Source organism: Stieleria varia (genome assembly GCF_038443385.1).
GTDB classification, from domain to species: Bacteria; Planctomycetota; Planctomycetia; order Pirellulales; family Pirellulaceae; genus Stieleria; species Stieleria varia.
Window position 1 is genome coordinate 1,461,257 of sequence record NZ_CP151726.1, and the last position, 25,393, is coordinate 1,486,649.

The following is a 25,393-nucleotide window of genomic DNA, read 5'->3' on the forward strand; positions in this document are numbered from 1 at the left end:
CTGTGGGTCGTTCGTGCGGCCATCTTGGCGGAAACCTGCCGGAGTTCGCAAGCGGCTATGCCAGAAAACGAGACGCGACTGTGTCAGCGAAGAGGATCCCACGCTCGGTCAAGCGAATGTGATCGCCGTTTCGCACGATCAGATCTTCTCGTTCGCATTGCTCGATCGCGTCCGCCAGCAGCGTCAACATGTTAACCCCTGTTTGCTGGGCCAGATCGGCCAAGTCGATTCCGTCGATTCTGCGAATTCCGAAAGCCGCTCGTTCTCGCGCGGCTTGCTGTGGGGTGACCAACTCCGATTCCGCAGTTGGGCTTTGTCCCGTTTCCATGCGTCGCAAGTAAGCGGTTGTGCTGCGATGGTTGACTTCGCGACGCCCGTTGACAAAGCGAGCGGCGCCTGGGCCGGCGGCATACCAACCGCTGCCTTCCCAATAGGCGATGTTGTGACGACAGCGATGCGTGGGCGTTGCAAAGCTGCTGATCTCGTAGTGCGTCATGCCTGCGGCAGGTGCGACCGAGCGAACAAGTTCGTACATCTCCAGTTCCAGGGACTCGCCGGCTGGTTGCAAATCACCTCGCTGTAATTGGTTCCAGAACAAGGTCCCTTTTTCAAACGTCAATGCGTAGGTCGACAAGTGTTGAATCGGTAGAGCCAATGCCGTTGCGACGTCACGCTGCCAAGTTTCGAGCGATTCACCGGGAGCGGCAAAGATGAGGTCGATGGAAACGTTGGCGATGACCTCTGTGACTTGCTCAATGATTCGCTGAGCCGAATCGCCGGAGTGGCCTCGTTGTAGAGTTGACAGTTTTTGATCATCAAAACTCTGTACGCCCAAGCTGATCCGGTTGACGCCGGCATCGGCAAGCACGCATAGTTTTTCCTCCGTGATGTCTTCCGGATTGGCTTCGCTGCTGAACTCGATGTCCTCGCTGAATCGAAAACGACGATGCAGAATCCGCATCAGTTCCTGCAAGGCATCGATGGGCAGATGCGTCGGAGTTCCGCCGCCGAGAAAGAGAGTGTCGATCGAGGGGCGATCCAGGATGCTCAGTTCGTTGTCGATGGCATCGAGAAACCGTGTGATCAAATCATCGCGATCTGCGACCACGCTGAAATTGCAGTAACCGCACCGGTGCCGACAAAACGGCACATGGATGTATGCCGACCGGGGAATCGGCCAGGGTTGCGGTTGGCCGGAAGTCACAGCCACAGCTTCATGCGGCCGCCGAGCATCCCTGGCAGACCACGCTCGGCAAGTGACTTGACTTGGTTGTCGTGGTATCGAGTGCTCAGGTGGCCGGCGATGACCAATTCGTTTTCAAATTTGTCGGCGCGAATTCGGTAGTCGTTCACATGCATGTGGCCATGCTTGTGGATCAACTCTTTGCGATGTTCGGGTGCGACAAAGGTCAGTTCGCTGATCAAGATCTTTGACTCAAAGAAGACCGGGTTGTTGTCCAAGCCGGGCGGCGAGGTGTCGCCGGTGTAGGCCACGATCGGGACCCGTTGTTCTTCCGTGATCTCGGTGCCGGCGAGTTTCAGGTCGCGAATTTGCGGACCGTCCAAATCCCGGTACTCGGGTTTCAGTTTATGGCGTCGGTGGTGGACGACAAACCCGAGCGAATCGATCGTGTGCCTCGTCGGCAGCGCCGTGACCAAGTATTCACGGCCGTGCTCGATCTCGTCACCGGGCAACAGTCCGACCAGTTCACAGGGCATTGCGCCCCGGTCGAGTTTGCGAAAACATTGCAGCATGTCCCAGGCAATATCGACGGCGGAGTCGGGCATGTAGATGATCGGTGGATCCATCTTCATCATGCGCCGTCGCGAAACATATTGCGGGAGCGCCGCGATGTGATCCAAGTGCGCGTGCGAGATGAACATGGTCGGCGTGCCCATGAAATCCCAGGGCTGTGCACCGGCATCAAAGAGCAATTTCAGCTCATTGATTCGCCAGCAAGTCTGGACGGCGGCGCGCGAGTAGCCCTCGACGGTCAGGCCGTCGTGATGATGTGACAGAAGGGGGATGTTCTCAACCATGAGGCAAACGATATCGCTGATGGATCGATCGTTGAAGGGTGCAGACGACCTCTCCACCGCCGGACTAGTCGTGATATTGCGTCAGCCGGAGTGCGCTAGCCCCCGGTTCTCGCATTTTGCCGGATAAACTGGACGCTATCGCGTGCCGGCTGATGAATGATGTCGGGCTAGGGTTTCGCGGTGACGATCAATTCAGTGACAGTCCATTGGGCCTGCACGTTCGCCTGCTGGGCGACCATCTCGACCAATTCGACCAAGGTCTTCTCTTCAGCCTCCAGGTTCACCAGTGTCTCGCAGTTTGTGGCGGCACTCGCTGTGATCGTGCATGGCCGTCCCGCCGCACCCGCCAACTGCGTCAAAACGGCGCTGGCTGGTTTGTTGATTAGTTTCAGCGAAAACTTGCGATCGTCATCCATCACCGGTACGACTTGGGCATCGGCACCCGGGGGCCTGCCAAGAGCTCGGCCGAGGATTGCCGAGGTGATGGCGCGGTGGGCAAGCACGTTGCAGCGAACGATCATCCATCCATCGCGGACTCTGACCATGCTCTTGGGATCGGCTTGCTTGGCCGCCTCACGTACCGCGTCCGCCCAGGGGCCGGATTCGTAGCGACGCGTCCATTGAGCAGTTGCATCCACCTGCGTCGGGATCTCGAATTGGCCACGGATCAAAGCCACTGCGATACCGCGGTCAATCCCCACCCATCGGTTGGCCGGCCACAAATCATGAGGCAGAGGATCTGACGCTGTTGCGGTTACCTCAATGAGAGCTTGTGTCGGTGTGGTCAAATCATCCCATTGAACGTCCACCGTCGGCGCGGCTGTCCGTTGTTGCAGCAATCGTGCCGTCATCGTGTCCACCCATGAGGCGTGTCCCACCAACACGACATCTTGTATAGCCATGACGACGCAATCGCGTTGAGCGGCGATCGTTTCCAAGGCAGCCCAGACGGTGGGGGTCAACTGTCCGGGGTAAACCGGGGCGGTTGGGTCGACTTTGCGTTGCACCCAAAGGTTCACGCCGTTGGCTGCCGCGATCGACGTCAGAGCGCCACGAAAGGATTGACCGTCCACCAGGGAAGTTATCGGCTGGGAAAGCGATTGGCCCAGGCCTGTACGTATTGTCAAGTCATCGGCGCGACAAGAAAATGGATCAAGCGTGATCAAAAAAGCAAGCGTGATAGCAAAAAATTGTGCGGCAAATGGGCTGGCAAGGCGCCCGCAGAGCCTTTGAATGGAAGAAGTCCCATGTTGGACACGTGGACGTTGGTTGCCCATGCAATCGGTCGTAATTAGACTCATTCGCATCACGTCATTGGAATGGGAAACGCAAAGTAATCCTGTGAGACTTTCGTCCCAGCAAACGCAATGTCGGCTTTGGGAAAAGTTTGCAAGATTCGGGTTTCTTGGCAAGCACACGGTTGCCGCTCCGAAGCCTGTGCCTAGTATACACGCGATTGATTAAGTCGTTCTTCCGACACTCGATGGAAACAACTGTGACTTCACCACTGGTTCGAACGACTCGTCTGGCCGCCGCCTATCGACGGTATCTTGCCTCTGCCGATGCACCTCAGTTTGCGGCGGAAGTGGACGAGCATTACGCCGCGAGCACTTTAGCGACTTTGCTCAATCGCGGTGAAGTCGAACTTCGTCGAGCGGCCGCTCTCTCCCTGGGGATGCTGGGCAACGTCAATTCGATCGAACCGTTGGGGCGTGCCTTGTGCGATGACGATCGCGGTGTCCGCTTGGCCGCCGATGATTCATTTCGCGCCTTGTTGGTTCGCGCTGCCGCACCGCTGCACCAGCAGCAGTTGTTACAAGTCATGCATCTCAACGACGGCGGTGAATACGCGGCGGCGTTGGCACCGACGATGATCCTGGTGGACAACGCGCCGCGTTACAGCGAAGCGTATCATCAATTGGCAATTTGCTGGCACGGTTTGGAAAACTACGAGAACGCAGCAGCAGCCTACACCGCGTGCTTGTTCCGTTGCCGCTTTCACTACCTCGCTTGGCAGGGTCTGGCGCGATGTCAGATCGCGATGCGTGAATTGCCAGCCGCGGCGCGATCACTGGAACGTTGCATCGACTTGTCGCCAGACGTCGAAAGCGCACGGATGCAACTGAGAGCACTGCGTCGTCGCATGCGTCGCAGCGACGTTTAGGTTGGAGAGAGGCGTTTGTGAGTTATCAAGATTTATTTGTCGGCACGCTGGCCATTGTCATTGGAATCGGCGCACTCTTGGCCGGCGTGGGACCTTGGGCGGCCCCCTACCAACTGCGAACGATGGCCGCCGTGACGCGTCGCTATGGGAAACCTGCCGCAAGAAGCCTGTGGATCGTTGTCGCGTTTGCTTCCTTGATCGCCGGTGCAGCGATCAGCGCCGGAGTGCGACCATCCTACGCGTCGCCGACCCAGCAACCCACCGCACGGTGAAGCCAAGTACGTCAGGCTTTCTAGTACGTCAGGCTTTCTAGCCTGACATGGCGCGGATGTCAGCCTAGAAAGGCTGACGTACGTGTTGCTGACCTACGTAGCTTTGACGTACATCAGTGCGCCCGTGGGTGGGCCTTTTCGTAGACCTGACGCAGGTTTGCGGCGCTGACGTGTGTGTAGATCTGAGTGGTCGCCAAACTCTTGTGCCCCAGCAACTCTTGGACGCTGCGTATGTCTGCGCCGCGGTCCAGTAGGTGCGTCGCAAAGCTGTGACGTAGCGTGTGAGGACTGGTGCGTGAGTCCAGTTCAGCCGTGGCGATGTACTTTTCCAGCATCCGCCCGATGCTCCGTGTCGTCAGGATGCGACCGAATCGATTCACGAAGACAGGAGCCTTTCGACCCAATGCATCGGACTGTGGATGCCGCTTGCGTTTTCGTGCGTAGGCGTCGATGGCTTTCAGGGCAAAGGAACCCAAGGGACTGATGCGTTCTTTGCGTCCCTTTCCTCGGACACGAACGATCTGTTCGTCGGGGTCGATGTCACCGTCTTGCAGGCCGACCAGTTCGCTCACCCGCAATCCGGCCGAGTACATCGTTTCCAGGATCGCGCGGTCCCGCAGTCCCGAGACGGTGTCACCCGGAGGCGTCAACAGCAACCGGCCGACTTCCTCGTCCGTCAACACCATTGGCAACTTGCGTTGCCGACGCGGGTTCCGTAATGGCTTGGCGGGATTCGTTGAGGCGATGCCTTCGCGCATCGCGAACTTGTAGAAGCTTCTCAGTGCGGCGAGCTTGCGAGAGATCGTGGTGCGAGCGTAGTCAGCTTGTTGGAGAGCGGATTGATAAGCGCGCAGGTCGTGCGGCGAGAGCGAGTCAGCGGTTGGGATCGCGCCACGTGTCGCTTCCAACCACTCGACCAAGCCGGCCAAGTCTTCGCGGTAGGATTTGATCGTCAGCTCAGAGGCGTTGCGTTCGGTCGCCAAGTACTTGAGAAACGATTCGATCGGGCGCAGCATGGGCGTTACCGAAAATCTTCCGTGGACAAGCTGTCCAGTTCGCCATCCATCTGCCAATCGTCGGCGCGGGGGACGGCGTCGCGAATCTTGCGACTGAGCATGGCGGCATCGTACCAACTGAAATCAAGTTCAGGGTCGGCGGCGAAACGAGCCAGTTGACGGAGTGTTTCGTCGCGATTGGCATCGTCGAACAAGAACATGAATTTCTCTCCGCCTTTTACCAAGGCCAACACGTTGATTTCTTTGTCCATCTGGCGCGACTGTTTCGTTAATTGAGCGGCTTGTCACGGGAGTCGCAGAAATCGAGTTGAGCGTACAAGTCGCTCAGTCGGCCTCCCTCGTCGCTTGAGATATCGGCGCAACCGAGCGGGCGAATGAGCAGCGTTTCGGCTTGCCCGCCCCGGAAAACGTCGATTGCGGGTTGTAACAACGCACAAAGAGAACGAGCGTCGGCACCGGCACGGAGGCCACGGATTCCGCACGTGAGAAAAGCGTCATAACCGTGAGGGTTTAACAGCTACGCAACAGCCTTCTGTCTTGCCGTGTCCAATCCGATTTGCCGCAGCGTATTGACAGCATCGTGCATCTGCGAGATTTCTTTTGCATGCTCAACGCAACGTGAACGAATTTCGTTCAGACGCAGCAGGAGTTCGGACAGACGAGCGGGTATCTCGCCACGATCTTGATAGATCAATCCAATGTCACCGTGCGATTGTCGTACTTTGTCCGCAAGCCAGCAGCCGTCCGGAACGATCACCGGGATGCCGCGTGTCATCATCTCGAGCAACACGCCGCTACAACGAGCGACGTATCGGTCAGGTTCGTACAGAAACAGTCCGACATCAGCACTGTCCAGCCATTGGTGATAATCAGCGGTTGTCAGGTTCTCCGTCATGACTTCCAGTGTGGATGGCGTCTCAGTTGTGCTGGGGTACGCATCGCCATTGGTTCCTTGCTGCTTTGTTTGTTGCATTGCTCGCTCAAAATCAGCGTGCAGCGAAGTGGGGACCATGGGTTGCCATCGCTCGGCCGGCATTTGCATCGAAACGCGAAATTGATTCGTCTTGAGCAAAGGTTCATGGATCTGAAGCAGAAGATCATGAATCGCTTGGCGTCCCTTCTCCGCCCGTGGCAATCCCGCCATCACAATCCTGAGCGGGGCGAGTCTGGAACCCGTTGCTAGTGGACGTTGCCGCGTCGGATAGGGGATCGGATTGATCGGTTCGGTGATCCCACTTTGTCTCAATTGTCCGGCCAACGCCTCGGTGGTTGCGTGCAAGCGGACATCGTGGTGTGACAACTGTTGCATGCATTGATTGACTTGGCCGGCAAACGCTGATGCTCTCGCCCACTGCCGAGGTGGCAACGTCTGTGAATCATGGATTGCAAAGTGGAACACGACGTCGACACGCTGGCGATGAGGGATGGACGCCAGGTGCAGACCCCGGGTGATCGCCAGCATCGCAAAGTCATCCCCGGTGTTGATCAGAAGGGAATCACAGGGGCGGGGCGGTCGGGATTTTAGCAGTCCGGCAAAGTCTTCGGACCAGCGTCGGATCATCGTGCTTGGACTTTTTGCCGGTGCGATCATCCAGTCAGTGGCTCGTGACCTGAGATTCTGCAGGAGGGTGCCGCCGACGGGGCGACCATCGATGTCACGCTGCTGAGCGGATTTACCGTCGACACCCAGCGACCATCGAATCATCCGCCGGGTGCGAAAGGTGGGAACACATTGGATCGCGGGATCGATGGCGTCCAGGTCTGCAAAAGCCTGATGAGTGGCCAGAATGGGTTCGTACCCCAGTTGGCAGGCTCCCTGCGACAACAAAGTCGCCAGCTCAAAGAAATGCCCCCCCACATCGCGAATGTTGTCGTCGAACAAAAAAAGTCGACGCGGGGATCCATCATTCCCGGATTGAGAGCTGCCTGACATTTCACGGCGAGTGTTTTCGCGGCCAGAACTGGGGTCGGTATGTGGGAAACGGGGCATTGTGGCATCCTTGCCGATGAAAATGACGCGTGTTTTGGCTCGGATTCTACAGGGGACCGGCCTTGCTTGCCCACATCGCTTGGCCGGAAATCGAGGACACATCGGCCGATATTTGCCTCTCTCTGGGTGCAGACGCGACGGTTCGCCTTCCCAAGAATTCCGCCGATGGCCAGAATACCGAACCTGAGACCCCCTGCGCCGCGGTTGCAAAATGCTCCGCTGGCTACAGAACACTTGCAAATACGCAGTCCTGTTCGCTGATTCTGCCTTTGGAATCCGTTGCAGGCATCCTGTTTCTGACGACCGTTTTTCGTCCGAAACTCCCATTCCCCCACTCGCCTACATCGGACTGATTGTGGATCGCCGACTGTTTACGTTCGTTCTGGCTTCGTTTGTGTTTTTTGCCGGATACACGTTTCTACGACTGAAATTCCTGCCTCCGCCCAACGCCAAACCCGCTGGACAGCAAGCCGCGTTGGACGCTCCTGCGGCGGACGCAGATGATTTAACCCAAGCCGAATCGGCCGATGGTGGTGCTTCCGACGCCAAGACGACCGAAGACGCTGGCGACAGTCCAGGAGCGACCGAAACCACGACTCCGGCCGTAGGTGACCCCGACAGCGATCAACCCGACAGCGATCAACCCGACAGCGATCAACCCGACAGCGATCAACCCGATGCGATCACCGGGCCCGCTCAGCGTCCCCAATGGACAACTCTGGGCTCGATGGACCCGGCGTCCAAGCATTGGATGTTGGTCACGATCAGTGGCCAAGGCGGCGCGATCGAACGTCTGGAACTGACCGAGAGGGACGAAGACAACAAGCTGAAATACCGCCGCGTCGATGTCCGCTACGGCTATCTCGGTTATCTCGCTCCCCAACAGGCGATCGATGTGGATGGCGTCCTGGTCAACGTCGTCGGCAAAGGAACACCTGCGGCGTTGGCCAAAGCAGAAACAGGTGAGGTGGGTCTGCAGGCCGGTGACATCATCGTCTCCGTGGGCGGCAAATCGGTCTCGCGATACGAGGACATCGAATCCGTACTGCAAAAGACGGAACCCGGCCAGTCGCTCAAGATCGAGGTGCTGCGTCAAGCCAGCGGCAACGAAGAAGCTAATGAAGCGGGTGACGACGCGGGTGACGACGCGGACAACGCCAGCGCGAACCCCACCACGCTGAACTTCACGGCGGAATTGACCAATCACCCGCTCGATTTGATCCGTTTGGCCAAATACGGTGGTGATGACCAAATCAAAGGAAACGACTCGCGTCTGTCATCGCTGATGACGTTGGCTCAAGTGAATCGCAAGAGCATTCTGGGAAGCGAGCATTGGATCGCCGGCTTGGGGGATCCTGAACGCTGGATTTGGTCCATTGAAAACAAAACACTACCAACTGGCGACGCCGCGACTGCTGAGTCCATCGAACTGTCGATCACACTCAGCGACCAACGAATGGAACGTTCCGGCGGCAAGTCCGTCAAGCTCAGCCGTACGTTCTCATTGGCACCGGAGAGCTACGTCGTTGATCTTTCCGTCGCCGTCACCAATCTGGACGATGCCGCGCAGAAAATTGCACTGAGACTGGAGGGTGTCAACGGGATCACGTTGGAAGGCTGGTGGTACAGCAACAAGATCAGCCCCAACTGGGGCGGCTCCGCGGCTCGCGATGTGGTCTATAAAACCGATGCGGACGGATACGAGCTGATCAGCGGAATGACCTTGCTGAAACATGCCCGCAAGGAAGCCAAGGATCCCGATCAAGGAATCTTTGCCGACGAAGGAAGTGACTCCAATACGACGCTTCGATTCATCGGTATCGACGCACAGTATTTCACCGTCGCCTACCTACCGCCCGAGGGTAGCGATGCCATGACCGAGTTCTCAAGAGCCAGTGCGGGAATCGTCGCCAACGAAAAGCAGATCGCACGACACAAAGAGCGCGCTGTCAACCTTTCGTTCTATCTCGACACCAAAGTCACCGAACTGGCCAAGGGCGAAACCTATCGCCAAGACCTGCGGCTGTTTGCCGGCCCGAAGGTGCCCGAAGTCGCTGCAGCTCACGGTCTGGAGGACACGGTTTATTACGGATGGTTCTGGTTCGTCGCCAAACCGCTTGCTTCGTTGCTGCACCTGCTCTACGCGATCGTGGGCAACTATGGTGTTGCGATCATCCTGCTGACCGTGTTGGTCCGCGGTGCCATGTTCCCGCTCAGCCGCAAAGCCGCCATCAATGCGCAGCGGATGCAAGAGTTGGCGCCGGAGATGAAGAAGATCGCAGAGAAATACAAAGACGACATGGAAGGTCGACTGAAGGCACAGCGGGAGTTGCAACAGCGGGTCGGTTTCAATCCGATGGCCGGGTGCCTACCGATGTTCCTGCAGTTGCCGATTTTTGTCGGTCTCTATCGTGCATTATCGGTCGATATCGACTTGAGGCAAAAACCCCTGTTCAGCTTCACCCAATGGGCGTCCAACCTCGCCGGTCCCGATCAGATGGCCTACTGGGGCGATTGGTTGATGGATTACTTTTCGGGTCGCGGCAATGGATGGCTCGGGCCGTACTTCAACTTCCTGCCCGTCATCGTGGTTGCGTTGTTCCTGACGCAACAAAAGATGTTCATGCCGCCGGCAACGGATGAGCAAACAGCGATGACGCAGAAAGTGATGACCATCATGACGACCATGATGGGACTGTTCTTCTTCCGCGTCCCCGCCGGTCTCTGCCTCTACTTCATCGCCAGCAGTTGCTGGGGGATCTGTGAACGTATCATCGTCAAGAAGACGCTGCCCGAGGGCAAACATTTTGACCCAGGCGTACTGGAGGGCACCGTGACGAGCAAGACGACTCAGAACGAATCAAAGTCGTCTTTTGCTGATCGGATGCGGCAACGCCTGGGGCATATCGAAGAAGCCCCCGCCGAGCGTCCCAACAAACGCAAACGCCCGCCGGTGAAAAAGAAACGCTAGTGGTCCGTTGATCGCCGCACAGCCCACATCAGTACACAGCCCACATCAGTACACAGCTCACATCAGTACACAGCTCACATCAGTACACAGCCGACGTCAGTACACAGCCGACATCAGTCCAGCAGCTCGGCTTTGCCGTAGTAGTAGCCCTGAGCCAGTCGGAATCCCAATTGCTGACAGACTTCGTGTTCTGCCTCGGTCTCGATGCCTTCTGCAAGTGCGATCGATCCGTTGTCCGTCGCAATTCTGACGAGTGAACGGACCAGCTCCTGGCGGCTCGCGGGTGCTTCGTCGATGTCGCGGATCAATTGCATGTCGAATTTCAACACGTCAGGCGGCACCTCGGTCAACTCCAGCAAGCGACCTTGGCCGGCACCAAAGTCGTCGTAGGAGAGCGACATGTTGAGTGATTTCAGCGTGTTCTGAAACTGCTTCATCGCCACCGTGTTGGCAATCACCGATTCGTGGATCTCGATGGTGATGTTCAAATCGGGGAACGAGTCCCGCATCGAAATCAGCGACTGACTCAGCCGCAGCGTGCCGAACTCTTGTGGGTGGATGTTGAAGAAGAATCGAGACTGACGACGAGAACTATCTGATGCAACCCGACAGCCCTCCTCTCGCATCAACTCGCTCAACGCGACGTGTTGTTGCAAACGCTCTGCGGTGGCGAACATCTCGCCCGCCATTCGTAAGTTCTCGATGTTGCTGCGAGCCAGTAGCTCATAAGCGGTGATTCTTTGGTCTTTCATCGCGACGATCCGCTGAAAATGCGGAACGACCGCGCGATCGTTCATCAACTGCTCGAAACTCAGCAGCGTGTTGACCCATGTGCCCGATACGTTCTGAATCGTTCCTGCCATGTCGGGCGGAGTCTGTCCATTGACACGAAACACGATGTTTGCGAACTGAACCAAGTCGCCGTCGAACAGTTCACAACGATCGATGATCACGCCGTTGACCGTGGTACCGTTCGTGCTGCCCAAATCTTCGACGAACAGTTGTTCTCGGTCGCTGAACAGTCTTGCATGACTCTTGGAGACCGAAGCATCGGCGATTCTGAGGCCCGCCGTCGACGTTCGCCCCACCAAGCAGGTGGGCGAAGGCACGTGGAACGTACGCAGTTGATCCGATGATTTTCCGATCTCGGTCAACGTCCATTCGCTTGTGTTGGTGCTGGTGTAGGGGTTGGATGTTCCCGTGGCTGCTTCAGACATCTTCATTACGGACGAACCGTTCATTGGGTGATTCGAGAATCGTTGGATCTGTGACAACTATGGGTTGCGGTTGAGCATTCACGAGAATACTGACACCGGTTACCAAGGTCATGCAAGGAACGACATCGGATTCTGACGATTGACGCGGTTGCATTCATTCTGATGCGTACGTTTTTACAACTTCGCTTGTAAACCTTGCTCTGACTGCAGTCTTCGATGCTGATGTCGCGAGCCCGCAAATCGTTAAATCAAAAAGCTGTAATCGCCCGTGAAACTTAGATCACGCGGTTATTTCCGCTGGTTCGACGTGGTGCCCCCGCGATGTTTCGCGGCGCCATGCCCGGGGTTTCCACTTCTCTGGCACACCGCTTGCCTTCACCCAAGTCCGTTGACCGATTGCTTCTCTCCCCTGACGAGACTCGCGATGTTGGTCAACCAACTGTGCACCGAGTGTCAAGGCGAAGACCACTGAAACACTCGATCCCATTTCTCTACCACGAGGGAACTCTGATATGTCGCGCAAACAACGAAGCAAACAAAATTTGGAACGAAGCCGCAGTCGACACAGCCACAGTCGACGAACCCGCTTGAGCGTACAAGCGTTGGAGTCGCGTCGACTGCTGGCGGGCGATATCGCGTTGGTAGACAGCACGATCTCGATCGTCGGTACCGATGCCGACGACGTCGCCGAAGTCTACATGCATGAAGACAGCGTGCAGGTCAAACTGACCACTCGCGACGACAGCGGCGCGATCACAAGTGAAATGGAACAATCGTTCGACGCCGCAGCCGTCGATGGTGTGATCTTCCAAGCCCTGGAAGGCGATGACTTGTTCATCAACGACACCGCCATCAATTCCATCACTCGAGCCGGCGGCGGCAATGACACGGTGATGGGTGGCAGCGGCAACGATATCCTGGCGGCAGGAAGCGGCGACGATGTTGTCCTCGGCGGTGGCGGAAACGACGTGATCTTGGGCGGCCCTGGAGACAACGTGGTGATCGGACTGCCCGCCACCGACAATGGTGAACCATCCGCGGACGATTCACCTGAGGACAGCTCAGCAAACGATGAGTCGAGCGACGAAATGACCGATAGTGTGGACAGCCCTGTCGATGAGGTCGTCGATGAGGTCGTCGATGAAGTCGTCGATGACGGCACGATGACGGAAGATGCTGTCGAGGACGAAACCGTCCTTGAAGAGACTGATACCGAAGAGACCGGTGCCGACGAAACTCTCAGCGACGGATCGGTCGCTGACGACTCGACAGAAAGTGATCCTCACGAAGTCACCAACTGCTCAATGACTACTCCGGAGGCGGACGACTCTGGAATGACAGACGACAGCACTGGCGATCCGGAGATGACAGGTCAGGAGTTGGCTAATGACACCATGCCTGCAGAAGACATCATGCCTCCGGTCGAGGAACCTGTGACGGATGAACCTGTCAACGAAGTCGTGGATGACGAGGTTGTGAATGACGAGGTCGCAAGCGATGCGGAACCCGTGAATGAAGCACCTGCGGATGAGACTCTCGTCGATGAGACGGTGCCGGAGGACCTGACGTTGGTGGTCGATGTGGTCGAAGAAACCACGCCCGCAGAAGACACGATCGCAGAGGACACAAACTCAGAAGACGAACTCGTCGACGCCGTCGCCTTGGACGAAACCGTTGTCGACGACGTTCCCGCTGTGGACCCGATCGCTGATCCGATCGCTGACGCAGTCACAGATCCCGTCGCAGAAGACGTGGTAGTGGACGTCACAGAAGAAGTCACGGTAGAGACCGGCGATGCCCCGGTTGAGATCGACACCGAAGTCGCTGTCGATGGCGCAGCAGAAACAACGGTCGTCGCTGATACACCGATTGTCGTCGAAGACACCTCCACTGATGACACGGACCAAAATGCCGAACCTGAAGTGGTCAGCGAAACGCCGGTCGAAAGTGTCGAGGTTGCTGTCGCCGAAACCGACAACGACGTCATCTTTGGCGGCAGCGGTGATGATTGGTTGTTCGGTGAAGACGGCAATGACATCGTCTTCGGCGGCGATTCCGCCGTGTCAGAGTCCCTGTTGTTGCAATTGATCGGCAGCCGAATGAACCTCGGCTAAGCGAAATTTCTCTCTCGTGCACGTGACGTCGAAATCTGGGCAGGGACTGGCCCATTTTTCCTTCTTTCTCACGCAATCCACAACGCACCCGGTAATGGGATTCGCCAGACTTCCCAACTCACGGGATTTCGTAGCGGATTCCTAACGAGTCATCGCATCGGACAACGAAACGTCGAACCCCAACAACAATTGCTGCGGCATCATGATGGCAGGCAACGATTCAAGCACGCGATGTCCGATCACGAGATCACGATCCGCACCATGCCAATGCCACTGTCGCAAGTCACTGTACTCACTCGGCGGAATGAGGATTTCGACGCGATGGCCACGATGTTGTATCTGAGTTGCCAGTCGTCTAGCGCCCCCGATTCCAGCTTCATCATTGTCTGCAATCAAAGTGATCTTCTCTGGCGTGTGACGGCGAACATAATCCAGCACGAAACGGCTGGATGAACTGCAACTGGCTCGACCGATCGCCCACAAGCCCATTGAAAGAGCTGCCGCCGTGTCGCTGGCTCCTTCGACAATGAACAATCGTCCTCTGGGAACATCGTTGGGCCGCACACGATGAAAGAACAGTCCGCTGTGGCTGCCGATAAGCGACCACTTCTGGCCAGTGCGACGCCAATCTCGCATTCGGACTCCGATCACATTGCCATCCGCATCACGCATCGGCCATGTGCTCGCGCCGGTTGACTGGTCCAGTCCCACACGCAAATGATCCAGAGATTGAGTGGTCACGCCCAAAGAAGCGGCGAGCTGATCTCGCATCGATCCAGGCATGTCGCGGTAGGCCGTTTTGGCAACCGCAGTCCATCGACCGACTTCATCATTGCTGATACTTGGCCGGGGCGCAGCAATGGTGGGACTCGCCGACGCCAACGAAGAGTGTTTTGTTGACAGTGTTGTGTCGATGCCGAGCTGATCGGCAATCCAACGCAGTGCGTCGACGAAACCGCAACCAAGCATCCAACGAACCGTAGAGATGCCGTCACCCGGCCGTGGGTCGGTTCCACGGGTAAAACAGCGTCGGCAATGTACACCGCCGCGGATAGGCAATTGATCAAAGGCTGCAAAGCGGTCGTGTCCACCGCAGCGTGGGCACGGGTGACCGCGGCCATCGAGATGTTCGATCGGAATCCCCGCTCGGGACAGCAAGAACGCCCAGTGTCCGGTCGCGGCGACGCGCACGTCATCGGCACTGAGCAAACTCATGACAGACGACCAACTCACGGGGAATGCATTCACTGGAACAACACAGTGTTGAATGAGTTTCGTCATTCAACTTCTCTGGATTGAACTTCCTTGCACAGCGTCCCCTTGTTCCGGTCGTAGGGAATGGTTGTATGTGGAACGTCGTCGGGCGAGAAGTGTTTTGCGAGACGAATTTCGCAGAGAACGTGTTTGACAATGGGTCTCGAAACGGTTCCGCCCGCCATCGACGTGGAACGTCGAGCGACATTACTACAAGACACGCTCAAGTTCGCCTAGTTCACGATTCCTTTGGTGACGGTCATGAAGACGTCTTCGAGTGTCGGGTCTCGGTCGTTGAAGGACCTCATGCGTACGCCTTCGCGGATCAATTGTTCCATCAGGTCCGCAAGTCCTTCGTCGCCCGTTTCCAATTCGACGATCACTCCGCCGGGTTTCATCTCCAGAGATCTAAGGTGCGGGCTACTCCGCAGGATCGACAACCCGGCTTCCTCATTTTTCAGAAACTGGATGTCGACCAAGCGATTGCGTCGAATCTGTCGATAGACACTTTCGATCGGACCACTCATTAGCAATTGGCCTCGTTCGATGATGCCGATCGATGTGCAACAGTCGGCCAGTTCCGTCAGGATATGGCTACTGATCAAGATCGTCTTGCCCATCTTGCGTAGCTCTTTGAGCAACGCCTTGACCTCCACGCGTGCTCGTGGGTCCAGACCGCTGGCGGGTTCGTCCAAAATCAGTACCGGCGGGTCGTGGACCAGTGTTTTGGCGAGACACAACCGTTGTTTCATCCCGCGGGAAAGGCCGTTGACGAAGTCGTCCCGTTTGTGGGTCAGGTCCAACAACTCCAGCACGTTGCTGATGATCTGTTTGCGATCCTTGCGACCGATGCGATAGGCAACGGCAAAGAAATCCAGGAACTCCCAGACCCTCATGCCGTCGTAGACGCCGAAGTTGTCCGGCATGTACCCGACCGACTGGCGCACGCCCACGGGGTCCGCCATCACATCGCAACCTGCGACCTCGCCTTGTCCGCGTGATGCCCTCAGCAGCGTCGCCAAAAAGCGGATCGTGGTGCTCTTGCCGGCGCCGTTGGGGCCGATGAAACCGAATGTTTCTCCGGCCGCGATGTGCAAGTCCAAGTTCTCGACCGCGGTGAAGTCCCCGTAGTCTTTTCCAAATCCCGTCAGTGTGATCATGCGATGTTGATTCAGTTGTGGGGCAAAGCGTGCAGTGGAGAGTGGGAACCAGTTGCGAAATGAATGTTTTTCGGTTTTGAATCAGTCGACCGAACGTCGGACGCGAACGAACTCCGTCGCCAGGTTTGCGTCGCGAGCCGGCTCGGGCAAATCAGCGTGCTGCAAATGGACCAGCACCAGGGTCTGAACAGCATGTTGACTGGCCGAAGGCGCAATTTCCATTCCTGGCAAATCGCCGTCGATTCTGCCCACGAGGCGAGTGGAACCACTTGGGATGGCCTCGGATGATGCGAATTGCCGAATCAACTGGGACATGTTCATCGGTAATGCCGAAGGGATTTCTGGCGTCGCCATCGAGCGGAGATTCACGTTGACTTGTTCGCCCGGCTCAATTTGGCCCACCAAAGCGGCAAGCAACTCGCCGGATTCGTTTTTGCTGACCACCACTGCATCGAGCAATTCGTGATCCGTGTCGTTGGTGATCTTTCCGCCGGACCAAGTGAACTCACCGCCCAAGTCCAAGATTTGCTCGGCGTGCAAGAATCGCAGGCGGTTACTGGGAACCGCAAAGTTCGACAAGCTCGGACCTTCGTCATACGACGTCTGGAACGCGGTCGGCAGAAAACCATCCGAGTTGGGCTCGCCTTCCAAGGTGGCGGCGGCACCGTCGACGGTCTTGAACTGAACGTTGTATCGGCTTGAGAGGGAGTTATAGACGGCGATGAGTCGGGACACGTGACCACGGTTGTAACCTTGGTGGGTTTCCAGCAGAGCCAATTCCGTGTTGCTACGCGCAAATCCGATGTCCAACTGCGCTTGTCTGGCCGCCCAGATGGCACCACCAACCGCGATCACGGGAACGGCCAGCCAGGCGTACTCCAATCGCCCGATGATCCGAAAGAACAGGTAGTTCAGAGGAACCAGGATCGCCAGATAGATCGCCAAGGAGCGAATCACCATCTTTGAGCCCGGAATCTCTATGCCGGCTTCTTTGGATAGGGTGTCGCGAAACAGTTGAATCGTGTCGCTGTTGTCTTTCCATCCGGAAATGCCGGTCAGCGGATCCACTCGTGTGAATCGATCATACGGGCTGGTCATCTTGCCGCCGTAGGTGGCGTCTGCACCGCGAAGTGCCGCGTCACGAGAGGTCAAGCGAAACTGCGAGTTCGCAGCGGCGTCTGACTCAAGATCCGTGCCCTCAAACGTCTGTACCAAGCCGGTAAATGGTGTCTCGTCTTCGTCGGTGGTTTGCGAAAAATCTTGAAACGTTCCTTCAATCCCCGTGTCTTTGGAGGCCGCATAGGTCCGCGCCGGACGCCTCAGGATCAATCCATTGATAAAACTTTGATACGAATCCCAGGTGTCGATCCATGCCTCCGTCAAGTCGATTCGCGGCTGTACCACATGGCCTCGTCCGACGCGACGTTGCAGGATCAAACTGCCCGTATCGGGTAGGGCTTGGGCATCACGCTGCATTTGTCCATCGATTGCGATGCGGCTGCTTTCACTACGCATCAGTTCGACTTGCTTGTCGATCGATCGATCCGACTTGACCGCCCAACCTCTCAGCATTTCCTCCGCACCGTCATGATCCATTTCGACGTTTCCGCTCGGTTTGAGCGCTAACAAAGACTGCAGCTTTGTTTTCGCGACTGCTTCACTTGCCGAGGGGCCATTGACGATCAGCCGGCCACCAAAATGAACCCAATCGATCAACGCAGTTTGTTGCAGCGGAGTCAACGCATCCTCGGAGAGATCATCCCACACGACGACGGCCGTACTGGTCAAATCCAACATGGTTTCCGGCAGCGGCAACACACCATCGGTTGCGGGAAAGACGATGCGATAGTTGGGCTGGCTCTTGTCCGCGAACTCGTTGCGGACGGGACGCACCCAGTCCGCCGTCTGCCACTTCGCGAATCGCTCGGGACGCGTGGTCAACACGACGAAGAAGAACTCGGTGCTCCTCATCAAGTTGATCGGTTGCTGGCCGGTGTCGAACAAGCCGCCGTTGCGGGGCACAAGCTGGCTGCTCAAGTTCATCTTCGACTGGGAGACCGACATCGGTGTCGGGACACGCAAACGGAAATCGAAGTCCCGCATCTGCCCTTTGACCAGTGTGGCCGGACGCGACGAGATATCGGATTTCAACTCAGCGATCTGCTTGAAACCTTCGTCGGTGATCCGCATGGACGCGATCGACCGTAATTCGCCTCGCACGTCATCCTTGTTGCTGCGGATGGCTTGCGAGGCAGTGATCCAGTGGCCGGGTTTGGCGGCACTGAAGGCCGTGTTTCTGTCGGCGGGGAAAGCCAACGTGGGGCCGGGTGTGTAAGCGGCTCGGGGCGCATTTTCATCCTCCGGCTTTTCTTTGTCGGCTTGCTGACGGCATCCGTCGCAACCAACGATCAGCGGAACGAGTACGAACGCCAAGACGAATAGGACGCTGCGCTGCATGGAGAGTAGGATCGTTCGGGGGGACGACGTGTGACCATGCAGATTGTAAGCGATCACGCTCCGGTCATGGCAGCGGTCGACAAATCTCGGACGATTTGTTGAGCAAACGCTGAGGCAGGGGCTTTCCGTGCTTGGCTGTACCGCACCGAGATTAGCAGCCAAGCACAAAATGAGGCAGACACGCGATATTTGCCCGATTACCTAAACAGGCCGATCACCGCTTGCGAAGATCGCGCTGAGGTACAGTCCGCTGCCGGTGGCGACCGGCTCGGTCTGTTTCAGATAGCACCTCACCTCGCGCATCAAGTCACGGCGAGAAATCTGCCCCAACAGACGGCGATTCTCACCTAGCACCGGCAGCCGACGACAGGATGCATCCAGAAAGGTTTGGGCGATCGTCAGGAAGCTTGTGTTGACATCGATCGTCGGTGGGTCGGTGTCGACAAAGGACATCAGGTTGGACGAAGGCATTTGTTCGTAAGCGGTGTCGACGACGAATCGCACACAGGACTTTTCCGAAAATGTGCCCAGAAAGCGATCGTCTGCGTCCACCACCGGCGCACCAGATATTCTGTGTTTGAGCAAAACATCCAACGCGGCCAACACGTCCATCTCAGGAGACAGGGTCAGCAGATTGGAAACCATCATTTCCCCGGCAGTGATGTTTGGCATCATGAGCATGTACCTGATAAGTGGAAAGAAGCAGAACACCAAGCAGGTCACCCACCTGCATTGAGAAATCAATCCTCCCGCACCTTGAAATCCAATGTCAAGCAAATTCCAATCGACTTTGTCCTTGCCCGGCGAGACAGAGCCCACCATCGGGCATCGCCGGCTGAACACTGGTCTCGCCAGAATCACGCCCAAGCGTTACGTTTTAGGCACTTCAGTGACGCATGACAGGTGACGTTTTGGTGACGATGACTTGCATTGTGATTGTTTTCACAAACACAGAGAGAGTGGAGCGATGAACGGTACTTGGGTCGAAATCGAATTTGATTGCTTGCCACTGCGTAGCGTGTCACGGTTGGATGTGCCGCTCGATGCGTCACCCGTGTACGAGCAGTTTGTCTTGCGGGTCAAGCGAGCGATGGACAAGCACGGCACGCACAATGCCTATTATCTGCATCGTGGCACTTGCGTGTTTCATCTCACGAACGATCCCGATCATGGTGAGATATCGTTTCGATTTGAGGGGACCGTCCTGACCGGCAGCAAGGATCGCCAGACCAAGTCGGTCGATATCACGACGGAGCTCAGGCGTGAAACCTGCGGTTGGCTCAATGAGCCGATCGTGCAATTCTTTGCCGAAACGGTTCAGCACGCCATCTTGGTGGAATTCAATCGCTATATCCAGGCCGGAGATTTGACCAAAACGGAAGAACGGATCTCCAAGTTGGCCGAGCAGAACGAACTGACCGACGGATTCGTCGGCATGTACCTGTGAGTGATGTGTTTTCAACGGCCAGGCATCACGACGATGACTGTTTTAGCACCGTGATCTGCGATTCCTGCAACATTTGACCCGGAACATTTCATGTCCAGCGGCAACCGACCGAGCGATGGAGTTCGCAACGTCGGAAATCAATTCGGCACCTTCGGCGGCGTCTTCACCCCCTGCGTGCTGACGATCCTCGGCGTCATCATGTTCCTGAGGTTCGGATTCGTCGTCGGGCAATCCGGGCTGTTGCTCGCGTTGGTGATCGTCACCGCCAGCAAGATTATCACGCTGTTGACCACGTTGTCGTTGTCCGCCATCGCGACCAACACGCGTGTCGAGGGCGGCGGCGCCTACTTTCTGATCAGCCGTAGCCTCGGCCCCGAGTTCGGCGGCGCGATCGGATTGCTGTTCTTTGCCGCCCAAGCACTCTCGGTCGCGATGTACGTGATCGGATTCACGGAAGCCCTGATGTTCTTTCTGCCCGAAGGAACCTCGGCGATGCTGGTCGCGACCATTGCCAACGTCATCGTGTGCGGCTGTGTTTGGATCGGTGCCGGATGGACGTTACGGATCCAATACGGAATTCTCGCTGCCGTCGTCCTGTCATTGATTTCGTTTTACGTCGGTGCGTTTCAATCGTTTGATATGGAAACACTCCGCTCGAACATGGGGCCGTCGTTCACCGGCAATGAATCCTTTTGGAGCGTGTTCGCGTTGTTCTTTCCCGCCGTGACGGGAATCATGGCCGGTGCCAATATGTCCGGCGACTTGCGTGAACCCGGCCGAAGTATTCCCAGGGGAACGATCGCGGCGGTCGGTGTTACGTTCCTGATCTACGCGTCGCAAGCCGTTTTCTTAGCCGGTGCGGGTGACCGACAAGCTTTGATCGATGACAACTTGATCATCTCCAAGATCGCGATGATTCCTTTGCTGATCAGCGCGGGCGTCTTCTCAGCAACGTTGTCTTCGGCGCTGGGCAGCATGATGGGTGCGCCGCGGATCTTGCAATCGCTGGCCAAGGACAGGCTGTTTCGTTCACTCAATCCGATGGCAGCCGGTTCTCGCAAGGACGGCGAGCCACGGCGGGCCGTGATCGTCACCGGAGTGATCGCTCAGTCGGGCATCATGCTGGCCAATCTCGATACGATCGCGCCGTTGATCACGATGGCGTTTTTGCTGACGTATGGCTTGCTGAATCTCGCGACGTTTTATGAAGCGATCACGAACAATCCGAGTTATCGACCCCAGTTTCGCTACTGCCACTGGACGACTTCTCTGGCCGGCGCGGTCGGCTGTGGCGCGGTGATGCTACTGATCGATTGGCGATGGGCAACCGTGGCAACCGGATTGGTCGCCGTGATGCATTGGTACCTCACACGCGTCGGTATCACGACCGACTGGGGCAACCTCAGCAGCGGGCTGTTGTTCGAACGGACACGGCAAAACTTGCTGAAACTGGAGGACGACCTGTACCACCCCAAGAACTGGAGGCCGTTCGTTCTGGCGCTCAGCGGTAGCGGTTTCTCACGACCGCACTTGGTCGTTTTCGGCCACTGGCTGACCAGCGAAACCGGTATCCTGACGCTCGGTCAAGTCATCCCGGGGGAGCTGGGCGACCATCAACAACGGTTGACTTCTCAAGAACGTATTCTGCACACTATGATCGGCGATCTTGGACTCAGTGCGTTTCCTGCGGTCGTGGTCGCCGCTAACTACACACGTGGCGTGGAAGCACTCGTGCAATGCCAAGGTCTTGGTCAACTTCGCCCCAACGTGGTCCTGCTCGGCTGTCCCCTGCAAGCAGAGCGCATGCAGGCGTTTGGTCGGTTGTTGCGTAACATCGAAGGCCTGCAGCGCAGCGTGATTGTCTTGCGGCAAACCGATGACCCGGACGAAGACATGTCAGCGCCGACGGGCACGATCGACGTCTGGTGGCGTGGTCGAGCCAACGGTGAACTGATGGTGTTGATCGCACACTTGATCTTGTTGAACTCCAGTTGGCGAGGACGCCAGTTGCGATTGCTACGCGTAGTGGAGAGTGATGCGGGGATCGAGGAAGTCGACTTGCACTTGGCAGGGCTGCTCAAGGAAGCCCGGATCCCGGGGGTCACCAAAGTCGTTGTCTCGTCAGACTCGACCGCTGCTATTCAAACCACCAGTCGCAACGCCGCTCTGGTCATCTTGGGATTTCAGACACCAGCGGACAGCGACGACGAGCAGTGGCTGGAACGCATCGACGCGTTGGCTGGCGATCTGCCACGCGTCGCCTTTGTGCGAAGCGCTGGCGGCATGCTGCTGAAATCCTGATCACTCTTTGACAATGCGTCCGAACAAGTGGCCGCCGTGCTCGTCGTGTTGCCAACTGCCGGCATAACGTCCACGGCGAATCATCACCCGTGCATCAAACGTTCCCATGCCAGGGATCCACATCGAGTCCAGTGTGATCACCGGCGTTTCACCCGCCCACAAGATCTTGATCTCCAAGGGGACTTCCTGATCCACATCGCCGTACTTGATCCGTGCCGTCATGCGATACATGTCCGCTGCGGGCAACTTTTCACATTTGCTGATCGTGTACTCCTCCGTCTTGGGCAACGTGTCCTCTTTGCCGTCGACCGTGAACTTGCCCACGAACTTGCAGTTGCTCAAGTACTCGGCGAGTTCTTGTTCACGCTTGACGCCCGGTGAAGCATCGGAAGCCGCCTGGGCTGGTTCGGACGCAGGTTTCTGGGCAGGAGTTTGAGGCGAATCTTGAGCTGAGCAGGCAGCACCGACGAGGACACAGCAAGACAGAGCGATCAACAAGCGGTTGGGGACATTCAGGCAGGACATGGAAGATCTCGTATTCGCTTGAGAGGGATTGGAAACACACGGAGCGATTGCCGCTGGAGTTCGCGGTCTGCACCGACTGTTGCGGACAGTTCACCGTCATTGTAGTGCCCTCGCCACGAGCCCGAAGCCGCCAGACCAAAATGTCCACTGCGGCCACGTTGGATTACGTATGAGCCGCCACGCGATAGCGTTCGGTTCTCACGCACCTACTCAGGAAGCGGACGCAAATGCGTGGGGTCTGATGCGAGCATTCTGTCTCGATCGGCGGATTCATCCTTGACTCAGCGGCACGGTGGTCCGATGATTCTTGTTGCCGATCGCTTCTTCCTCAGGGAAAGTGACGATCGAAACACCTTGGAGTTCCCTCTATCGGGGGCGACTTGGATTCGACCGGATGACTAGAAGCGTATGGTTGCGTGTCGTGGTTGATCAGTTGGCCACGTAAAAAGCTGATCAAAACTTTAATTGCAGATGAAAATCTCGCACTGGCTGCCTAATTACAGGCTGCCCGGACTGATGGTGGCTGCCAGAGTCGCCTGAAAGTCCGTCACAATTCTGGATCGTCCGCCGACAAGTTCGAGACTCGGCGGATTAAATAAAGATTCGAGCTAGCGAGCCACGCAGCCTGTCGAGCAGCGGCGTGGTAAGCGAAACGGACTTCGGTCCATAAACGCTTGGCTACACACGTAGACGCCGTCGTGGATGCATCGCGGGACGGGGGTTCGATACCCCCCGCCTCCATTTTGAAAGGCACTTGTGATTCGTCACAAGTGCTTTTTTTGTGCTCTGTGGCTGGGGACGAGCGAAAAATAACGGATTTAGCTTGGGCACTCGCTGTGAGCGCTGCGTTGAGCTTGGCATTTGACACTCCTCAGTCGACGAAGTGATCTGCCAAATCCGACAGATGGGACCTATGGGACTGATAGGACCGATGGGTCTTATCGGTCGCATTTGTCCTATTGGTCCCATTCGATTTCGTCAAACGGTAATCTCGCCGACGAATACCGATGTGGAACGCCATACGCCGCAGTTCTCCTCGGTTGCATCGCTCCCTATCTAGAAGCTCAATGTAGACGTCGCATCGGTGTGAAAGCCGAAGTGAGAAACGTGTGTGATCCTCAGCGATGTCGTCGCAAACACACATGCCAGTTAGCCCGTTGTCGCAAAGAGCAAGCTTGAGCAGACCGACGCGATTGAGTCGGTATCGAAGGAACGCCGCTGTTGATCGACGCTGAATTGATTGAAGAGATGATCGGAGCGGCAATTGAGGTGCCTAACATCTTGGGGCCGCATCTTGTGGCCTGAACTCTTGGAGTCAATAGCGTAGAGCATGGGGTGTTACCCCCATGCGTTTGAAAACACCCGTGGCCCAAAGTGGATGATGGCAGTCCATGGCAAACATCAATCGTGGCTTGAGACTAGCAACTATTGACGCGGCAAAGCGAAAGGGTTTTCCGCCAAACCGGAGGTTGCTGTGGCGTTCGTGTTTCTCAGCAGGTTCAAGGAGAGATTGTCTGCAAAAAGGATGATTTCATTAGCGGATTCGGCAGTGAGATCTCAAAAGACATTCTAGCGTTGAAGACTGTGGCACTTGTTGCTGTCGGCTGTTACGTGCACGCGCCGAGTGTTCACGCTAAGCCAGTTTTCAACTCTTGTGATTCCAGATGTTGTGCGTTTCAACTCCAAAACTGATCTTGCTGGCTTGTCTAATGAGTTCAGGTCTGGCTGGGCTTGTAAAACTCGCGGACTATTCCAGTAGCCCAGGGCCGTCATCCAACGTTCTGGAAACAATTTGCAATGCCGGCATTCCAGGTGTTGTTCAGCGATCATCGGATACGACTCCTAAGATTGTCTTGTGTTACCACCCGAAATGTCCTTGCACGTTCGCCACGATTCGTTGTTTGGAGCGATTGAGCACCCGGTTCGACTGCCAACCGGACGTGCATGCGTTCGCCTATCGCCCGCAGTCCGAAACGGACTCATGGATTGAGTCACGCTCAACAACGGCGCTCAGGGGACTGGCTGACACTCAAATTCATATCGATGTTGACGGGAAGAGCTGTCGTCGACTTGGTGTCTTGGTTTCGGGACACGTTCTTGTATACGACGGCGATGGGAATCTGAGTTTCAGTGGCGCGATCACGCCGTACCGTGGTCACGAAGGCGACTGCCAAGCTTCATCGGAATTCGTTCGTTGCGTCAATGGCGAAAGCACTGAGGTGTCCCATTGGCCCGTTTTTGGGTGCCCGATCATCGCGTCAGTGAAGGCGTTCGGCAATGAGAGCAACGATGGCCAATAGATTCAACCTGACAAACGCGGACGTACAATTCAAGCTGAGATACGAGAAGGAGTGCCTCTGGGTCCATGGTTTCATGACCTGGATCATGGTGGGGCAATTCATGCTAGGTTTAGTGTTAGCCCTATTTCTCTCTCCTCACACCTGGATCGGTCAGCACTATGCGAT

20 protein-coding genes and 1 other RNA gene are annotated in these 25,393 nt (G+C 56.7%); 8 read left to right on the forward strand and 13 right to left on the reverse strand.

The window, feature by feature from the left end; all coding sequences use genetic code 11:
• Positions 1-55 precede the first annotated feature (55 nt).
• From hemW to Pla52nx_RS05130, 3 genes are all read right to left on the reverse strand, one after another.
• Positions 56-1,210: a radical SAM family heme chaperone HemW gene (gene hemW / locus Pla52nx_RS05120; RefSeq protein ID WP_342190337.1), complete on the reverse strand. Its 1,155-nt coding sequence runs from the start codon at positions 1,208-1,210 to the stop codon at positions 56-58.
• On the reverse strand, positions 1,201-2,040 hold the full coding sequence (locus Pla52nx_RS05125) for an MBL fold metallo-hydrolase (protein ID WP_146519928.1): 840 nt from the start codon (positions 2,038-2,040) through the stop codon (positions 1,201-1,203). The genes hemW and Pla52nx_RS05125 overlap by 10 nt, the downstream gene beginning before the upstream one ends.
• 167 nt (positions 2,041-2,207) lie before the next feature.
• A complete protein-coding gene (locus Pla52nx_RS05130; RefSeq protein WP_342190338.1) occupies positions 2,208-3,167 on the reverse strand; it encodes a hypothetical protein in 960 nt (319 codons plus the stop codon).
• A 368-nt stretch (positions 3,168-3,535) separates the two neighbouring features.
• On the opposite strand from Pla52nx_RS05130, the gene Pla52nx_RS05135 reads away from it, so the two are divergent.
• Positions 3,536-4,204, forward strand: a complete 669-nt coding sequence (locus Pla52nx_RS05135) for a HEAT repeat domain-containing protein (RefSeq protein ID WP_231741946.1) — start codon at positions 3,536-3,538, stop codon at positions 4,202-4,204.
• 17 nt (positions 4,205-4,221) lie between these two features.
• Positions 4,222-4,476, forward strand: coding sequence for a hypothetical protein (locus Pla52nx_RS05140; protein WP_146519925.1), 255 nt, complete (start codon positions 4,222-4,224; stop codon positions 4,474-4,476).
• A 113-nt stretch (positions 4,477-4,589) separates the two neighbouring features.
• On the opposite strand, the gene xerC is transcribed toward Pla52nx_RS05140, so the two are convergent.
• The 4 genes from xerC to Pla52nx_RS05160 form a co-directional block, all read right to left on the reverse strand.
• Positions 4,590-5,492: a tyrosine recombinase XerC gene (xerC, locus tag Pla52nx_RS05145; RefSeq protein WP_342190339.1), complete on the reverse strand. Its 903-nt coding sequence runs from the start codon at positions 5,490-5,492 to the stop codon at positions 4,590-4,592.
• A gap of 5 nt (positions 5,493-5,497) precedes the next feature.
• Positions 5,498-5,743 (reverse strand): hypothetical protein, encoded by a 246-nt coding sequence (locus tag Pla52nx_RS05150; RefSeq protein ID WP_231741599.1) that lies wholly within the window; start codon positions 5,741-5,743, stop codon positions 5,498-5,500.
• Between the two features lie 17 nt (positions 5,744-5,760).
• Positions 5,761-5,922, reverse strand: a complete 162-nt coding sequence (locus tag Pla52nx_RS05155; protein ID WP_231741600.1) for a hypothetical protein — start codon at positions 5,920-5,922, stop codon at positions 5,761-5,763.
• Between the two features lie 87 nt (positions 5,923-6,009).
• Positions 6,010-7,482 carry a glycosyltransferase family 4 protein gene (locus Pla52nx_RS05160; RefSeq protein ID WP_146517925.1) on the reverse strand — a complete coding sequence of 491 codons (1,473 nt, stop codon included), beginning with the start codon at positions 7,480-7,482 and terminating at the stop codon, positions 6,010-6,012.
• A 211-nt stretch (positions 7,483-7,693) separates the two neighbouring features.
• On the opposite strand from Pla52nx_RS05160, the gene yidC reads away from it, so the two are divergent.
• Positions 7,694-10,453, forward strand: a complete 2,760-nt coding sequence (gene yidC, locus Pla52nx_RS05165) for a membrane protein insertase YidC (RefSeq protein ID WP_231741601.1) — start codon at positions 7,694-7,696, stop codon at positions 10,451-10,453.
• A gap of 113 nt (positions 10,454-10,566) precedes the next feature.
• Here the strand turns inward: yidC and Pla52nx_RS05170 are convergent, their stop codons facing one another.
• A complete protein-coding gene (locus Pla52nx_RS05170) occupies positions 10,567-11,676 on the reverse strand; it encodes an EAL domain-containing protein (protein WP_197454184.1) in 1,110 nt (369 codons plus the stop codon).
• A 506-nt stretch (positions 11,677-12,182) separates the two neighbouring features.
• Here Pla52nx_RS05170 and Pla52nx_RS05175 point away from each other — a divergent pair.
• The gene (locus Pla52nx_RS05175) at positions 12,183-13,784 is read left to right on the forward strand and encodes a hypothetical protein (protein WP_146517927.1); all 1,602 of its coding nucleotides are present in this window, start codon (positions 12,183-12,185) and stop codon (positions 13,782-13,784) included.
• A 141-nt stretch (positions 13,785-13,925) separates the two neighbouring features.
• Here the strand turns inward: Pla52nx_RS05175 and Pla52nx_RS05180 are convergent, their stop codons facing one another.
• From Pla52nx_RS05180 to Pla52nx_RS05195, 4 genes are all read right to left on the reverse strand, one after another.
• Positions 13,926-15,065: a toprim domain-containing protein gene (locus tag Pla52nx_RS05180; protein WP_146517928.1), complete on the reverse strand. Its 1,140-nt coding sequence runs from the start codon at positions 15,063-15,065 to the stop codon at positions 13,926-13,928.
• A 206-nt stretch (positions 15,066-15,271) separates the two neighbouring features.
• The gene (locus Pla52nx_RS05185) at positions 15,272-16,198 is read right to left on the reverse strand and encodes an ABC transporter ATP-binding protein (RefSeq protein ID WP_146517929.1); all 927 of its coding nucleotides are present in this window, start codon (positions 16,196-16,198) and stop codon (positions 15,272-15,274) included.
• An 81-nt stretch (positions 16,199-16,279) separates the two neighbouring features.
• Entirely contained in the window at positions 16,280-18,655 is a 2,376-nt protein-coding gene (locus Pla52nx_RS05190) for a hypothetical protein (RefSeq protein ID WP_146517930.1), read from the reverse strand.
• Between the two features lie 201 nt (positions 18,656-18,856).
• Positions 18,857-19,330 (reverse strand): CBS domain-containing protein, encoded by a 474-nt coding sequence (locus Pla52nx_RS05195; RefSeq protein ID WP_342190340.1) that lies wholly within the window; start codon positions 19,328-19,330, stop codon positions 18,857-18,859.
• A 292-nt stretch (positions 19,331-19,622) separates the two neighbouring features.
• Here Pla52nx_RS05195 and Pla52nx_RS05200 point away from each other — a divergent pair, with 292 nt between their 5' ends.
• Positions 19,623-20,102 carry a hypothetical protein gene (locus tag Pla52nx_RS05200; protein WP_146517932.1) on the forward strand — a complete coding sequence of 160 codons (480 nt, stop codon included), beginning with the start codon at positions 19,623-19,625 and terminating at the stop codon, positions 20,100-20,102.
• 90 nt (positions 20,103-20,192) lie between these two features.
• Positions 20,193-22,403 (forward strand): amino acid permease, encoded by a 2,211-nt coding sequence (locus Pla52nx_RS05205; RefSeq protein ID WP_231741602.1) that lies wholly within the window; start codon positions 20,193-20,195, stop codon positions 22,401-22,403.
• Here Pla52nx_RS05205 and Pla52nx_RS05210 read toward each other — a convergent pair whose 3' ends face one another.
• A complete protein-coding gene (locus Pla52nx_RS05210) occupies positions 22,404-22,928 on the reverse strand; it encodes a hypothetical protein (RefSeq protein ID WP_146517933.1) in 525 nt (174 codons plus the stop codon).
• A gap of 371 nt (positions 22,929-23,299) precedes the next feature.
• Here Pla52nx_RS05210 and ssrA point away from each other — a divergent pair.
• Positions 23,300-23,672: a transfer-messenger RNA gene (ssrA, locus tag Pla52nx_RS05215) on the forward strand.
• A 1,166-nt stretch (positions 23,673-24,838) separates the two neighbouring features.
• Positions 24,839-25,228, forward strand: a complete 390-nt coding sequence (locus tag Pla52nx_RS05220; protein WP_231741603.1) for a RedB — start codon at positions 24,839-24,841, stop codon at positions 25,226-25,228.
• Positions 25,229-25,393 lie beyond the last annotated feature (165 nt).

Coding starts and splice junctions, on each gene's coding strand:
- Pla52nx_RS05125 (WP_146519928.1), bottom strand. CDS start 2,040: ATGGTTGAGAACATCCCCCTTCTGTCACATCATCACGACGGCCTGACC.
- xerC (WP_342190339.1), bottom strand. CDS start 5,492: ATGCTGCGCCCGATCGAATCGTTTCTCAAGTACTTGGCGACCGAACGC.
- Pla52nx_RS05150 (WP_231741599.1), bottom strand. CDS start 5,743: ATGGACAAAGAAATCAACGTGTTGGCCTTGGTAAAAGGCGGAGAGAAA.
- Pla52nx_RS05160 (WP_146517925.1), bottom strand. CDS start 7,482: ATGCCCCGTTTCCCACATACCGACCCCAGTTCTGGCCGCGAAAACACT.
- yidC (WP_231741601.1), top strand. CDS start 7,694: ATGCTCCGCTGGCTACAGAACACTTGCAAATACGCAGTCCTGTTCGCT.
- Pla52nx_RS05170 (WP_197454184.1), bottom strand. CDS start 11,676: ATGAAGATGTCTGAAGCAGCCACGGGAACATCCAACCCCTACACCAGC.
- Pla52nx_RS05175 (WP_146517927.1), top strand. CDS start 12,183: ATGTCGCGCAAACAACGAAGCAAACAAAATTTGGAACGAAGCCGCAGT.
- Pla52nx_RS05180 (WP_146517928.1), bottom strand. CDS start 15,065: ATGACGAAACTCATTCAACACTGTGTTGTTCCAGTGAATGCATTCCCC.
- Pla52nx_RS05185 (WP_146517929.1), bottom strand. CDS start 16,198: ATGATCACACTGACGGGATTTGGAAAAGACTACGGGGACTTCACCGCG.
- Pla52nx_RS05190 (WP_146517930.1), bottom strand. CDS start 18,655: ATGCAGCGCAGCGTCCTATTCGTCTTGGCGTTCGTACTCGTTCCGCTG.
- Pla52nx_RS05195 (WP_342190340.1), bottom strand. CDS start 19,330: ATGATGCCAAACATCACTGCCGGGGAAATGATGGTTTCCAATCTGCTG.
- Pla52nx_RS05200 (WP_146517932.1), top strand. CDS start 19,623: ATGAACGGTACTTGGGTCGAAATCGAATTTGATTGCTTGCCACTGCGT.
- Pla52nx_RS05205 (WP_231741602.1), top strand. CDS start 20,193: ATGTCCAGCGGCAACCGACCGAGCGATGGAGTTCGCAACGTCGGAAAT.
- Pla52nx_RS05210 (WP_146517933.1), bottom strand. CDS start 22,928: ATGTCCTGCCTGAATGTCCCCAACCGCTTGTTGATCGCTCTGTCTTGC.